A 15,019-nucleotide genomic window follows, 5' to 3' on the forward strand; every position below is an offset into this window, starting at 1 on the left:
ACTTAACGGAAGTGGCTTTTATTTTTAATCGTGTTCCAAAAATCTTCAATTATCGCAGAATGTAAAGGAAAATCAATAACCCGAGAAGGATTAAAATGGTGTACATGATAACGTTTCTCCGCTTTTTTATCCGGCGTTCTGCAATCTTCATTGAAGCGAGACTTTCATTGTAGAGGTCTTCAATGGTTTCGGTCAATTCTTTCACCTGGCTCCGGTAATTGGCCCATTGAGCCCCGAACGAGATGATGAATGCCAGTAACAGGAACAGATATAGGATAGGATCGTTCCAGGGGAGTTCCATCCTTATTTCGTGGTATTTGAACTGATAATAGAAGAAAAAACCAGTCAATACAAATAATGGATTTGACAGGGAACTGTTGATAATGAAATTCCGGAAGGTAGTTTTAAAATAATGCAGCTTATTCTCCAGGTTTTCCATTATGGCATCTGTTTCCTTAACGGCTTTCAGCTTTTTGATATAACTAAAATTCAATCCCAAAAGCAATACGGTAACGGATATCAGAACAACAATAATTTGATGATAAACTGGCTGTGTTACCTGAAAAACAAGTAAAAACAACAACGCTGCAGCAATCAAAGCTTTAAAGACGATATCAAACCAAATGGCCCGGGAACCAGACGTTGACATCTGATGTGATTTATTTTTCCGGTAATCCTGAATTTTACTCAATGAGTACCGTTTACCTGTTGTTTCATCGGTGTTGGCTGATTTCCAGATTTGTTTTATATCGTTCGTTTTCATGACTCCGCGTGTTTGAGGGTGATGTAAGGCTGAAGGATCTTTTCGAGTTTGCGTTTGATGCGGTGTAGTTTCACTCCGGCATTTTTCTCGCTTATTCCAATGATGTCGGCAATTTCACTGTACGAGTGTTCTTCGAGATAAAGCAGAATCAGCGCTTTTTCAACTGGTTTGAGTCGCTCGATTCCTTTATACAGGATTCGTATTTGCTCTTCGTCAATTGAATCATCATTCGAACCAATTGCCGCGCTTTCCGGCAGCTTATCCTGATACTGCACCAGTCGTTTCTTTTTTCTTCCAGCTTTCGAAATGGCGGTATTCAGGCTTACCCGGTAAATCCACGTCGACAATTTGGAATTCCCTTTGAACGACGACAATCCTTTCCACAGGTTGATGGTTATCTCCTGAAAAAGGTCATCCTTGTCGGTCTGCGTTTTACAGAAAATGTTGCAAACCTTTATCAACATTGCCTGATTTTCAAATATCAGCTGCTCGAATGCTTTTTCAGATGTTGGTATTTCCATTTTTGTAAGCTTATTACACCCAATTAGACGAAGGTATTCGGAAATAACTACATTTTCTGAAAGATTTTTTCCTTTTCGACCAAAAGGAAGGTTCATCGGTTACGAGAAGAATCGCTTTTCTGATAAGCTGCATCTTTGTCTTCTTAATTTTCTAAGAATAATCTAGTTGTGGATAGTGAGAAGGAAGGAACTACTTTCAGGCTTACGATGGGATTTTAAAAATCACTATTCCCTTTTTTCAAGGTACTGGTTCTCGTCAAATGATGATATATTTCTCAACTGGTTGTGTCTAAAAATTTTCATCTAACGCAAAAGAAAAGAGAGGAACCGTGTTAGTAACAAAATCCTCTCTTTTCTCAATGCTCAATGGACATTTACACATAGAGTTATTTGCAATCATTTGCTAATAATTTCCGTCATTTCAGCGTAGCCTTTCATTTCACAAAAATTTTCCAGCCACCCCTCAGCTTCAATTCCACCCAGTGCTTTGATGCGGTTCCAATCCTGACAGGCTTGCTCTTTGTCACCCAGTTCATAAAGGCACACCCCATGTAACAATAGCATCGGTTTGTCCGCTGGAACATAAACCAGGCCTTGTTCAAAATGGCGAAGTGCCCGCTTCGGATTCTCTTTAATCAGGAGTAGCTTACTGCCTCTTTTGTAGCGACTAGCAGCAAGGGATTGAAGACTGCGCGTTCCTGGAATTTTGAAGACAATGCTGAATTCTTTTTCCATAGGGACGATGGTTTCATTGTTGTAACCCGGTTTCCACATGCCCTCAGTTGTTTTTATGGCATTGATGACTTCTTGATCAATGCTGGGAGATACACTGTTGACTACAACAAAATCAGTTAAGGAGCCATCAGGATGGACAGTAAAACGAATGATCTCTTTTCCTTCCCTGATACTTTCAATATCAATCTCAGGGTACGTTACATGATTCAGCATATACTGGCTCAGAAGCGATACGTTGGCATTCTCTCCGTTCAGGAATCGCGTTGCTCCTTCGATACCTGTAAACTCGGGAGGCGAAACCTGCACCTCTTCCAGTGTCGTATGGTCTTTTTCATTCTGGCTAAATGCCGGAACTGAGATGACCAGGCATAATAATAGCAATAACAGTTTTGTTTTCATGATTTTGATTTTTTGGTTAGACATTCTTTCTCCAATCGGTAAAGAAATATATAACCATTGGGCAGCGGTTACATAGCAACTATGACGGCAAAAACTTAAAGTTTCGGGAAGGAATTTAAATTATGGTTTGTTGGGTTGAAACTATGTCGAAATAGTGCTCTTTAAAGGACAAATTATCTGGTGAATACATGAAGTCTGGACAAATGAAATGGTCATTTTTAATCAGATTGTTGCTTTTATGATGAGCTGTGACGGGCGATTTACCCGTTGGCAAATTCAGTCTTACAAGCAGTTTATCGAAACGGGGATCATTGCGGATACTTTCGGTAAACACATAAGTATTAATATAAATTACTGGATAATCTTTCCGATCGATGGCTTCATTTAATAACTCGAAGGCTTTGTCCGTGAATCCAAGGTAGGCCGCCATCATACCTCTATAGCAACAATTTACCCGATGATTTTTCGCGTAATCTTCTATCTCATTCCAGAGTTCCAATGCTTTTTCCCTTTGTCCTGCTTTCACATACGCATAGCCGCGCATTACTTTATAATAGGTTCCTTTTTTAGGTAATTTTTCCTGATATTCAATGGCCTGTTGATATTGACCTTTTATGATACATATCTCGCCCAACACAAAATACCCATATGGTGTATCTTCTTTAATGGATAACGCTTTCCGGGCATAGTTTTCCGCCAAATTATATTCTTCAATGTGAATATACAACATGGCTAACCATGCATTGTACGAAGCTGACAACGGTTCAATCATGACCGCCCTTTTTGCATAACGAACCGATTCTTCAAAATCACCAAAAAGAGCATAGTACCAGGCAAAATGAGCGTTGGCAATTGCATTGTTGGGATTATTGGCGAGGGCACCTTCAAAGGTTTCTTTTGCCTTTGCCCAGTCCCATAAATCATATAAATAAAGCAAAGCTAAGGCTGTATAAGCCTCGTCAATTGTTGGATCCAATTTGATTGCTTTGTTAGCAGCTGACATGGCACGACGAAATGATTCTTCCGATTCCAATTGCCCATGCCCCTTGGTGGCATATCCCAGAGCCAGACCTGCGTAGGCAAGTGGATCTCCCGGGTCCTTTTTAATTGCTTCATTTAAGTAACCAATGCCTTTCTCAAATGACTCTTTTGTTCCCTGGTTTACGTAATACATGCCTCTCAGATAGGCTTTGTAGGTCTCCGGATTGATTGTTCGTGCTCTGTTTAATTGCTGTTCTTCCTTTTTCGAAAGTTTCAAGTCGGTTTTTTTGGCGATATCTTTTACCACCTCAGACTGAAGCGTCAAAATATTACTAATGCCGTCATGATATTCATTGGACAGAATGTGCCTTTCTTTTGGAAACACATCAATTAACTGGATCAGCATCCGAAGGCTATCACCGGCACCGATTATTGATCCCTCCATAATGGTATTGACACCCAGTTCGTTGGCAATGTCTTTTAACAGCATGTTGCTGTCGCGGTAACGGAGCGTAGAGGTTCTGGAAATTACCCGAAGTGATTCAATCCGGCCCAATTCACCAATTAGTGCATCATGTATACCATCCACCAAATAATCGTTTTCTGTTTCACCGGTCAAATTTTTAAGTGGAAGAACCGCAATGGACTTTTCTTCATTTCTTTCCCGGAAGGAGAGTGGCTTTACAACCATGAAAGAGATAATAACCAAAATGATTACGGTGGTTGCCGCGAAAATGAGTTTCGTTTTATTCCGTCTTTTTAAAATATCAATATCATGTTGGGGAGTCGGTTCAGACTCAGAATAGCTTTCATTGTCTTTGTTAACTTCTCCAGGGGAAACTCCGTAATGGTCATGAAAACACTTGCTAAAATAAGTTGGACTACCAAAACCCACTTCGTAAGAAACTTCTGAGACCGTCAAGGAAGTTTGCTTAAGTAATTCCATGGCCTTTTTCAAACGGACTTCGCTGATAAAACGGCTAACTGACTTTTTCGTTATCCTTTTTATTTTCGTGTAAAGATTTGAGCGGCTCATGCCCATTTCACGGGCCAATTCACTTACTCCAAACTGTTCATTTTTCAGGTTGGTCTCAATTATTTCGGTGAGTTTTTGAACAAAAGTCTGCGAATTTGTGGTTTGCCTGTCCATGGCATTTCTTATAAGATGCTGACTTTCTGGACTCCTTTATTCGAAGTTACGGAGAATGAATTTTTTTTGCAATGAATTGACTGTGATGCTCGTCAAGCCAGGTAGCTATCTCTCATCTAATGACTGGAAGTTGCTGTTTTTCATTAAATACTCTAAACACCGTATCTATTTATCAAAGAAGCAGAGACGCCAATCCTCGCGCCTCTGCTTCTCTGGTGTTCTGTTTATTATTGTATTCGAACTAATTGAATTTCATTGAGTAAGAATCGGTTAACTTTACCATTCATGTTGGTGTTACAATCATCAAACTGTATACTGAACTGATGTGTACCTTTGCTTAACTTTACATCCACTACATTGCTCCATCCCCAATCGGACCACTCGTTTTTTCCCCTTTGCGGAAAAACCAGCGCTCCTTTAAATTGATTGTCTAGATAGAAAGAGCGAATACCGCATTTATTGTCGGTATTCACCGGTCCGCTGCCGTTGGCATATCGAAAACGGAAGCGGTAAACTCCAGTCGTTGGGAGGGTTACCCTGAAACTAAAAGGCCGATTGTTTTCGAGATTGAATTCAACGTAACCATTACCTATATATCCACTCACTTCTTTCTTTAATGGATAATTGAATTGCTCTGCCTGAATTGCTATAAGAGAGGATGTTGGAAAAATTTCAACAGGCTGGCTTAAAAATGAAGTTGTACCATCATTTGCCACCGCGTCAACCTGGTAAGTTGCAGGTACACTCTTTTTAAAAATTAGGCTTGTGGTATCCTTTATTTCTGAGACAACCGTTCCGTTTTTGACGATGCGATATTTGGCAGCCCCTTTGATGGAGTTCCAGGTCAAAACTTCTCCCTTGAGCTCTGCCTCGGGAGTAGCAGGAGCAGTTATAAAAGGAGCCATTTTCACAGCAGGTCTGTCCGGATGATTGTTCATCACCATTTCAACGGTATGTTTTCCGGTTAAACCGGAAGGAATAACAGGTGTTTTGAGCAACCTCCCATCTAATTTAAAAGTTGAAACAGAATTACCAAATCCACTTACTGTCAGTGATAAAATAGATTCACGATAATGAAAATTATCCAAATGGTAAGTTCCACCAAAGTTTTTCGGAATAACCGGATGAAAACGCAGACTATCGGGTCCCGGGATTATACCAAATATGATTCGGAAAGTCATGGCCAGTTGACCCCCAATACTCCACAACTGGCGACTGGAATTGAGTACGGTTCCGGCAAAATCGCCCGTTTCAGCAACCATGTTTTCCTTGTTTGTCAAAAATAAGGCTGCGGCCCGAAGCTGAGTCGCATAGCTATAGGCGACCATGCTTTGCTGTTTTTCTTTTGCTGCAGCCAAAGTCCAGAATGCCTGCACAAAGGGCCAGCTGCCATTGTTGTGGTATGGCGAAATACCCGGGGTTTGCGGATAAATACAGGGAATTCCGTAGGGGAGAAGCGGTGTATTTTCCAGCACCGACTGGCTTCTGGATGAATCGGCAATACCGAAAAGCAAGGTAAACGCTTCGCCCAGGGATTCAGAACGCGGCGAAAGACTAAAGGCGTTTCGACCGTAAAGGTATTGCCCATAGTAGCCCTTGTCTGCTTCCCACAGGTGTGCATTTATGCTCTTTTTCAGTGAATCAGCTTTGGCACTCCACGAATCGGTTGCTCCCAATTCATTGGCCATTTTGCCCAACACTTTGAGCGTTTGGTAATGAACGGCATTCGTTCCCAGGTTCATTGATGCATAGATATCGACGGGCTGCATCCAACGCGGATACGTTTGCTTCCGCCAGTCGAGGAAAGATGATTCCCCACGCATCAAACCGATTGCCGGGTCAACGATGGTCCGTTGATCGCATTCTACCGAGTTGCGAACAATTTCGTAGCTCGTTTTCAGCCAGTTTTTGTCACCGGTGGTTTTGTATATCTCCCAGGCAGCCAAAGACCACACAACCCGATCGGACGAAACAGGCCACGCACCGCCGGTCCCGGTGTCCTGAATAATGTGGCCATCTTTCACTTTCTTCATTAAGCTGATTTTGGCCACCTCCGGTTCTAACATTGCCAGCGACAGTACGATGCTGTAGCTGATGTCCCGGGTCCAGACACCGCCCCATTTATCGCCGGTGCGAAAGGTACTGTCGGCTTCAATGTCCTGTTTCAGCTCGTCCAAAGAAAGCCGGTAGATGGAATTCAGTAGCGGAGACTCACTCCTAAAAACCGGATATTGAGCGATGTCATTCTTCAGTTTCCATTCAGGTCCGACATGCGCATCCGGATCAAAAGCATTGAAGACCAATGTTACACTGTAAATGCCATCGCCATCAGGGTCGGTGAGTTCCAGTTGTTTGTTGTTGGGCAGGTTCTCGAAGTCCCAGTTCAACGGATAAGCACTTCCGGCAATGTACACGCCCTTAAAATCCTTCCGGTAAATTTTATTACCATGAATATCTTCGTAGTAGCCTTTGGTTTTGAAAGCGTTCAGTACCGGACGCATATCGAGATTGAACTGCACTTTGGTATTCTCCGGTAGGTTTACTGCAGACTGATGCTCGGGTGAAAGTTCGCTTCGTTTTCCGAATACGGCATTGATGACCACCGGTTGATTCCCGGTAGGGCTTAAATCAGCCTCGTGATTGACATTGAAGTCCAGCTCATTATCCTTGCCATTGATGCTGAATTTGAATTGAAGCAGAGGACTGAATGCCTGTTTCGCCGGACTTTTGTAGTTGGTCACCATGTGCGTATCCGAAAGCGCTTTGGCTACAAAGGAATCCTGAACAACCCGGTCGGAATAGACCGTAAATTCCGGACTTTGATACAGCACTTTTTCCTTTTTCCGACAGGAAGAGAAGGTCGCCACGAAAAGCAATACCATGGCAATTGATAGTAATTGTTTCATTGTTATGCGGTTAGTCGCTATTTTTCGATGGTTATATGTGCTACTGTTTGGTTGGCCGGGACGTAAATGGTACACACATGTGCAGCCTTATCCCAGGACCATTGAACGCGCTTCGCGAAATGTTTCCCGGAAGGATTCCAGGCTTCCTTTACTTTCTTCATTTTTCCGTCTTGTGTGATAACGGAATGCGGAGCTTTATCCAAATAGAGCTGATAAACTAACTCTCTGGGAGTAAGTTCGTAACCATTTGATACCTTCAGTGAATAATTAATGGCATAAGCTTCGCGGGTCGTGCTGCAAACCAGTTGTCTTTCGGCGAAGATGTTTCGTTTGTAGTCATTGCTTTCGCCGTCGTCTTCGTATACCGAAAAAGTGGCCTTTTTATTCACTGAAGCCGGATAAACATGCAGGATTAAAGGATAACGCGGGTTTTGTTTAATGAATTGCATGACCGGCATCATGGGAACGATGGAACCTTTGCGGACAAAGAGGGGCGTGGTTTCCAGCGAAACCGGATAATCAATCCACTGCTTCCCGGTATAAACCGTTTTCGGATGCTCAAAGTCAATCCATTCGCCTTCCGGGAGATAGACTTTTTTCGAAGCGGCGCCTTCTTCCGTTACCGGAGCAACCAGCAATTCCTTCCCGAAAAGGAATTCACTATTTAGATCGGCTGTTTCCGGATCATCGGGATATTCGAGCATTAGGGCGCGCATTAGCGGAAGGCCTGTATCATGCGCTTTCCGTGCATACGAGTAGATGTATGGGAAAAGCTGGTATTTCCGTTCAATAGCTTTTTTGCAGATGGCTTCTACTTCCGGACCAAACCGCCACGGTTCCACGGCGTTGTTACCCTCGTGGTGGGCGCGGCTGATGGGATTAAATACCCCGAATTGCATCCAGCGGGTATAGAGCTCGCCTTCGGCCTGGTAGTCGGTTATATCGCCGCAATAGCCCGAAATATCACAACTCCAGAAGGGAATACCGCCCATCCCGGCGGAAAGGGCCAACGGAATTTGTGCAGTGAGTTTTTTCCAGCCTTGAGTCACGTCGTCACCATTACCTGAATCGCCTGACCAACCGAAGGTGTACCGCTGCATTCCGGCGAAAGCCGAACGGGTCATTTGGAAAATGCGAGTATTCGGATTGTGTTTTTCAAATTCTTCGGTTACAACCTTGTCCCAGGTGAGGCCGAAAACGTTGTGTATTTCGGCGTGCATGCCCAGGTAGTGCTTCATGTTGAGCCGGTCAGTGCTCTCTTCGTTACTCCAGGCGGGTTCGCCCATATCAGTCCAGAAACCGCGTACACCCTGGTCAATTACTTTTTGCTGGTAGTTACCCCACCAGTCGGCGACTGCAGGATTAGTGAAATCGACCACGCCGCAGTTTCCGCCCCAGGGCCAGGGCATGTCATACGATTTTCCGGTACGAATATCTTTCACAAAATAGCCCAGCGAATCGGCTTCTGTCCATTGTGCTTTGTTGTTTTGTGAAACCACTGGGTCCTGCGAAACAATTACTTTGAATCCCTGATTTTCGAGGTCTTCTAGCATCTTCACCGGGTCGGTGTAATTCTCCCTTCGCCAATTGAAATCCTGCAAATACTGCGTCCAGCCAATGTCCTGAAAAATGATATCGCAGGGAATTTGCCGGTCGCGGAAGCCTTTGGCAATCTCGCGTGTGAGCTTTTCATTGGTTAGCATACCACGCGATTGCGAGAATCCGAGTGCCCAATCGGGCGGCATGATGGGATGACCGGTCAGATTCATGTACCGGCCGATAATCTGTTTGTAAGAAGGACCGTAGATAAAGTAGTAAATCATCTCGCCGCCGGGAGTTGCGAACGAATAGTTATCGCCTGATTCAGAGCCAAAATGATAGATCGTTTTGTAGGTATTGTCGAAGTAGATTCCGTAACCCTCGCTGCTCATGAAAAAGGGAATGCTTTTGTAAAGTGGGTCTTTGTCGACCTCGTAACAGGGATTATCACTGTTCCACATTTTAAACTGGTGACCAACGCGATTGATGGAACCGTTTTTTTCGCCCAGTCCGTAGATGCGTTCCCCCGGACGCAGGCTAACGTAACTGGCCATTCGGGTGGAATCCATTTCGAAACCGCGATTTTGGTAATCATCCATCAATAGTTTCTGATACTTGTCGAAAATACTGATGTGGAAAGGAGCTTTCCGTACCCGGATGATCAAATCGCCGGTGTATATTTCGTAGTGTTGTGGTTGCTCCGAAATATTCAGCTTTTGGTTCCCATTGGATTCGTCGGCTACTACGGCAAATGACTGATTATTTCTGTGAAAATCGTCGGTATCGTACCATATTCGGATGATTCCGGGACCGACTTCTTTTATCTGAACGTTGATGTTGTTTTCACAGGTAAATACAGCCGTATTTCCCTCGACTGAATAACTCCGGCAATTCCCCGGATGAATAACATCTGAAGCTTTTATTATTCCTGCAAAGAAGAGCACAAAAGCTACCGTTTGTATGATTCGTTTTATCATTTTTCGTCTTATTATTTGGTTCAGGAAACACAAAGCATCCCCTGAAGAACCGATGATCCTTCTACTCTTTTTACTTATTCTCTATTTGTTTCTCTGGTCTTTCTGCTAATTATATTCTATCACCAACATTCCCCAATACTGCATCTCCGGAACGGTACAGGTGAGGTTAGAACCGTCTTGCGTAAATGCCAATTCTTCGGATGAACCGTAGCGATAATCGGGTGAAGCGTACCAGACCTTCTTCACTGTTTTTGAAGTCTCAATCTGCAGCGATAAATCTTTTATCACACGCTGAAAAGGTTGCGTTCCTGAAGCATCCCTCCAGTTCAGGCTGGTAGCGTCCATGTAATTCAATAAGTTGATAACCTGCGTAGAACCGAAATCTTTTCCTGCCACAGCAACACTTCCGGTTTGTGGCGGCCAACTGTTGACATTAATTTGTCCGTCAAGTGAAGTCACTGACGGCGTGTTGAAATCGCCGTTGGCCTGCAATAGATTCTCATAAGCTACCTGAAAATCATAATAAGTGGTCAGCGCTTCTTTCAGGTCGGTCCGCATCAACAGGTTGTTGTTAGGGAAATATTCCTTGGCCAGCATGTGTTCTCCAAGTTCCAGATGGCTTCCGCCGAAAGCGAAAATAACGGCATCGGTCATCAACACGCCCGGCGTATTGAAATAGCCGGTGGAGTTGGCTTTGTCGTAATCCATGTAAGCAGCCAATACTGTTTTGGTACCTGCTCCGCCCATTTTAGTGTTGTCCTGAATGATATTAGCCAGGTCCTCGTATTTATCGTTGGGGGACCAAACTTCGGTGTAGGCAAAATTTACCGGCGTCGACAGAATGTTGGCCTGACCATATTGATTGACCGCATTCATCACCATTTTCTTATTCGGAAAACGTTGGTTCAAATTATTCAGGAACGAGCTGAATCCGTAAGGCAAGTCAGCTTGCTGTCCATTATAATCGTAGACTGTTCCCCGATCGCCCAACTGGTCCAGATGCCAGCCGTCAAAATCAAGGAACTGGTAAACCAACGCCGTTTGATCGTCGATGTATTTCTGCCAGTCGAGATTGGCCGGATCGAGGACAAAGATGTCACTCAATGCCCAGTTGTTATCCAAATCGTGCTTGTTCACATTCTGATGATTGGCATCGTTATACAGCATCCATGTAGATGAAACACCATCTGTAGCATAATCGTCCCAGGCACCGTAAAGCAAATTGTAAAACATGGAGGCAATGCCGTATTCGTGCGCTTTATCGATGTAACCTTTCACCACGTCGAAGGAGACATCTCGTTTGGCAATATCCTGCCACTCCGCGGCGGGTTGTGAGCCATCCATCTTCAGTGGTGCATGATGCTTGTTTTGCCAGTCGTAGTATTGAATTCCATTGATATGATAGCGGGTGACCTTTGCTAGTTGCGTATTGATATCATCACTAGTCACATCACCCGAAAACTCTGAAAGAAAACCGTATCGGGGAAAATGTGTCCAGTCGGATGAAACATCCACACCAATACTTCCATACACCACTTCTTTGCCATCGACGGTTTCGTACACATCCACCATATAACCCGTGAAATCGGTATTTGGAGCCGTCCATTGCCAGGTTTTCCCGGGGAAATCCTCTTCTTTGACAACTTCATTTAAATGACGATATCTGATTTTTGCCGAGGAAGTTAACCCCTTGTCGGCCGTAAACTGTATCACATCGCCGGGATGATACAAGGCTTTGTCGGTTGAGAGTTTTACCGCGGTGTTGGTCGTCGGATTATCCGGTCCGTCAGGTGAAGGAGCGGGTGCGTCCGATTTACTGCAACCTGCGAGTATGAATACGATAAGTAGATAATATAGTTTATTAAGGCTTGTCATTTTCGGTTAACTTTCTGAATAACAACTATCATAGTTGAAACCCCGTTAGGTTTTAATCTGCTGTAAAACTGGCGGAGAGATGAACACTCCGCCAGCTATTAAATTTATTGTTTCTGAATATTAATGGTTAAATCCTGAACATTAAGCGTAAGGGTGTAGGTTCCCGCATCGGCAGCAGAAATAGTCCACTTGTTGTCATCTGCTTCGCCACCGATGTGCCGGTACATTTTGGTCGGATCATTCGGATCAGGCATATACATATCTTGTCCCCAGTCGCTGTTTCTGTTAACCGGGAATTTGAATTCGCCTTCTCCCAAATCTCCCTGGAATGTGAAGATGTACCAGTTATTCGGGTCCTGTGTCAATTCAATCGCGTTGGTGATATCCCATCCAATGGAAGTCGCCGATCCCACAATGTAGAGCTTCAACGGCTCGATGGTAATGGTCATTTTTTTCAAATCAACCATGACGTGATACTGGTTTTCATTGGTTATCGTCCATTTGTTATCATCCGGATCACCGCCGTTGTGCAAATAGATCTTTGTTGAATCGGAGGGATCACGCATGTACATATCCTGGCTCCAGTCGGTATTCCGGTTGACCGGAATTTTGAAATCTCCGGGTGTCAACACGCCGTCGTAGGTAAACTGGAAGAGGTTATCCGGATTCTGAACCATTGGTGTAGCATTGGCAATATCCCAACCATTTGGAGTAGCATCACCGACCAAATAGAGCTTATCATAAGGCGGACCGGGTTGTTTGGTAATGGTGATGGTCAAATTCACCAGGTTCAGCTTAATAATGTAGATGCCATCTTCTGCAATGGTAAACTGATCGTCTGGTTGTGCAGCATCTGTGCGGTAGATCAACGTATTTTCGTCTTTGCCTTTCTGATAAGAAGGCAGGAATGAACCCAGCGTGGTAATGAATTTCAGATTTCCGGCTTTCAACGTTCCCTGATAAGAGAATGTGGTCGGATCGTTTGCATCCGGAGTCATTGCTATTGCATTATTGGCATCCCAGCCATTTGGTGACGCATCACCAATCAGGTATAGTGTACTGGAAACCGGTTCATACGGTGTAACAGCAAACTTCGATGCTTCGGTTACGTCATCCGGGACGGTTTCGCCGGCGATTTTGGCCGTAATCCGAGCTTCCAGTGTTACGGCGGTTCCGGGCTGAACGTTCCAATAGTTCAGAAGCAAGTCATTCAATTCGCTTACCGTGAAATCTTTCTGGTAAACGGCTTTGCCCATGTTGTAGGACTTGGCATTGGCAAAATTGTTGCCATCCTGATCTAGATCCAATGTGTAGGAGATGGAGTTACCGGTTCCCTGGTTACTGCCGGCTGTCCAGTTAATGCTGACTGCAACACTGGCATCATTTTTCTGCGCAAGCACAACGTTATCGGCTGAAGTCGACAGCGCCACCGGTGCTCCCATGGAAATAGTAATGGGTTCATCCTTGGTGCATGAATTCATCATGAACACCGATGATAAGCTAAGCAACAGAATGAGCGTTAGTGAGCTGATATTCGCCCACGCCTGTTTCTTCTGATGTATATGAATATTGTATTTTTTCATTATTTCATTGGTTTAAATGAAAAGGAGCAGAGCTTCCTCCGCAGAGGAAAAATGAACTGAATAAAACTCTGTTCTTTTCCAAATTGTCAATATTCGGGTTATTCTCCTCTGTTTTAATAACCTGGATTTTGTGTCAGGTTCGGATTGGCATCAATTTCCTTTTGAGGAATGGGCAGCAGCAGAAATTTGCTGGTGGCATTCACTTTGCCGATGGAATGCAGGAAGTTTAGCCCGTAATCGCCGTTGTCAACGCGAATCAAATCGAACCAACGTTGTCCTTCGAACGCCAGTTCCATGCGGCGTTCGTGCAATACCTTCGCCTTGAAATCGGCTTGCGATAAACCGGTTACTGCAGGTAATCCGGCACGGGCACGCACTTCATTCAGTGGTGCTTCAGCCTCGGATGTTTTGCCCAAATTGTTCAGCGCTTCGGCTTTCATCAGCAACACATCGGCATAACGCAGTATTGGGAAATCCATCGGACTATTGTCATATGAAGACGCAACTGATTTGGGAACCAGAAATTTGCGCAGATTGTATCCGGTCGTAGAATAGCCCGGATCGTAATCCATGCCGTCGAATTGCGGACACCCATCATATAGAATGGTTACATCCTTACGGAGATCGCCAGGTTCGTATGAATCGACAAACTCCTGGGTAGGTTGGTTCCATCCCCAGCCGCCGGCCACCATATTGGAGTTACGTGGACCGGTAAAGGTACTTAGCCATGATGCCTGATTGGTATTGTCCCAGAAACCCTCACCGGCATTTCCGGTATACTGAATTTCGAAAAGAGACTCGACTGAGTTTTTCTTATCTACATCGAAGTTGTCGGCATAATTGGGATTTAGAGCATAACCCAGCGATTCTACTTCGTTTGCCAGTGTAACCACTTTATCCCACTGTCCAAGTGTCAGATATACCTTTGCTAATAAACCTGCGGCAGCACCTTTTGATGCTCTTCCCAGGTCACTGGATGAATATGAGGAGCGGGGCGGGAGCAATTGCTCGGCATCCGTCAGGTCAGCAATGATTTGTTCATAAACAGCTGCTTTGTCTGTACGCGAAGGACGAAGGTCATCACCAGGTTCCTGTGGAACGGTAATCAACGGAACATCACCAAAGAAGCGTACCAGGATGAAGTAGTATAATCCGCGCAGGAATTTGGCTTCACCAATGATTCGGTTTTTCAGATTTTCATCGATGTTCATGTCCGGGACCTTTTGCAGGATGATGTTACAACGCAGTATACCGGGTGACGGTCCGCGCCATAAATCAAGTACTCCGGCATTGTCTGTCGTGGTAACGAAGTTGGCTTCATCTTGTGTCTCAATACCGTCAGTTCCGCCACCGGCACCGACGATACTGTTGCCTGCCATGATATCGGTGGTCCACATACGCATGTTGTACAGTTTGGGCCACTGTAAAGGTTGGTAAGCGCCATTAATGGCTGAGATGGCATCTTCTTTCGTTTGAAAGAAGTTTGCCGTATTGATCGAGTCGAGTGGTGCCTTTTCCAGAAAACTTTTGCTGCAGGCGACACTCATAAACATTGCTAATATCAGTATGAAATATTTTTTCATTGTTCAA

At 44.4% G+C, this 15,019-nt stretch carries 9 protein-coding genes; all 9 read right to left on the reverse strand.

Annotated features, from left to right (window positions below):
• Positions 1 to 49 precede the first annotated feature (49 nt).
• The gene (locus T426_RS0108905; RefSeq protein ID WP_025865448.1) at positions 50 to 763 is read right to left on the reverse strand and encodes a hypothetical protein; all 714 of its coding nucleotides are present in this window, start codon (positions 761 to 763) and stop codon (positions 50 to 52) included.
• The gene (locus T426_RS0108910; protein ID WP_025865447.1) at positions 760 to 1,284 is read right to left on the reverse strand and encodes an RNA polymerase sigma factor; all 525 of its coding nucleotides are present in this window, start codon (positions 1,282 to 1,284) and stop codon (positions 760 to 762) included. Before T426_RS0108910 ends, T426_RS0108905 begins: the two co-directional genes overlap by 4 nt.
• A gap of 396 nt (positions 1,285 to 1,680) precedes the next feature.
• A complete protein-coding gene (locus tag T426_RS0108915; RefSeq protein ID WP_036984824.1) occupies positions 1,681 to 2,418 on the reverse strand; it encodes an energy transducer TonB in 738 nt (245 codons plus the stop codon).
• 115 nt (positions 2,419 to 2,533) lie between these two features.
• Positions 2,534 to 4,549 (reverse strand): helix-turn-helix domain-containing protein, encoded by a 2,016-nt coding sequence (locus T426_RS25045; protein ID WP_025865445.1) that lies wholly within the window; start codon positions 4,547 to 4,549, stop codon positions 2,534 to 2,536.
• Between the two features lie 227 nt (positions 4,550 to 4,776).
• Complete coding sequence (locus T426_RS0108925; RefSeq protein WP_025865444.1) at positions 4,777 to 7,455, reverse strand: alpha-L-rhamnosidase-related protein; 2,679 nt, start codon at positions 7,453 to 7,455, stop codon at positions 4,777 to 4,779.
• A 17-nt stretch (positions 7,456 to 7,472) separates the two neighbouring features.
• Complete coding sequence (locus T426_RS23210) at positions 7,473 to 9,971, reverse strand: glycoside hydrolase family 31 protein (RefSeq protein WP_051568965.1); 2,499 nt, start codon at positions 9,969 to 9,971, stop codon at positions 7,473 to 7,475.
• A gap of 105 nt (positions 9,972 to 10,076) precedes the next feature.
• Entirely contained in the window at positions 10,077 to 11,846 is a 1,770-nt protein-coding gene (locus T426_RS0108935; RefSeq protein ID WP_027585558.1) for an endo-dextranase, read from the reverse strand.
• A 104-nt stretch (positions 11,847 to 11,950) separates the two neighbouring features.
• Positions 11,951 to 13,429 (reverse strand): SusE domain-containing protein, encoded by a 1,479-nt coding sequence (locus T426_RS0108940; protein WP_025865443.1) that lies wholly within the window; start codon positions 13,427 to 13,429, stop codon positions 11,951 to 11,953.
• Between the two features lie 113 nt (positions 13,430 to 13,542).
• The gene (locus tag T426_RS0108945; protein ID WP_027585559.1) at positions 13,543 to 15,012 is read right to left on the reverse strand and encodes a RagB/SusD family nutrient uptake outer membrane protein; all 1,470 of its coding nucleotides are present in this window, start codon (positions 15,010 to 15,012) and stop codon (positions 13,543 to 13,545) included.
• Between the last annotated feature and the right edge of the window lie 7 nt (positions 15,013 to 15,019).

Source organism: Prolixibacter bellariivorans ATCC BAA-1284, assembly GCF_000621705.1.
GTDB lineage: Bacteria > Bacteroidota > Bacteroidia > Bacteroidales > Prolixibacteraceae > Prolixibacter > Prolixibacter bellariivorans.

Bases quoted from the DNA above. Each gene is read 5' to 3' on its own strand.
- T426_RS0108915 (WP_036984824.1), bottom strand. From the start codon at position 2,418: ATGAAAACAAAACTGTTATTGCTATTATTATGCCTGGTCATCTCAGTT.
- T426_RS23210 (WP_051568965.1), bottom strand. From the start codon at position 9,971: ATGATAAAACGAATCATACAAACGGTAGCTTTTGTGCTCTTCTTTGCA.
- T426_RS0108925 (WP_025865444.1), bottom strand. From the start codon at position 7,455: ATGAAACAATTACTATCAATTGCCATGGTATTGCTTTTCGTGGCGACC.
- T426_RS0108905 (WP_025865448.1), bottom strand. From the start codon at position 763: ATGAAAACGAACGATATAAAACAAATCTGGAAATCAGCCAACACCGAT.
- T426_RS0108940 (WP_025865443.1), bottom strand. From the start codon at position 13,429: ATGAAAAAATACAATATTCATATACATCAGAAGAAACAGGCGTGGGCG.
- T426_RS25045 (WP_025865445.1), bottom strand. From the start codon at position 4,549: ATGGACAGGCAAACCACAAATTCGCAGACTTTTGTTCAAAAACTCACC.
- T426_RS0108935 (WP_027585558.1), bottom strand. From the start codon at position 11,846: ATGACAAGCCTTAATAAACTATATTATCTACTTATCGTATTCATACTC.
- T426_RS0108910 (WP_025865447.1), bottom strand. From the start codon at position 1,284: ATGGAAATACCAACATCTGAAAAAGCATTCGAGCAGCTGATATTTGAA.
- T426_RS0108945 (WP_027585559.1), bottom strand. From the start codon at position 15,012: ATGAAAAAATATTTCATACTGATATTAGCAATGTTTATGAGTGTCGCC.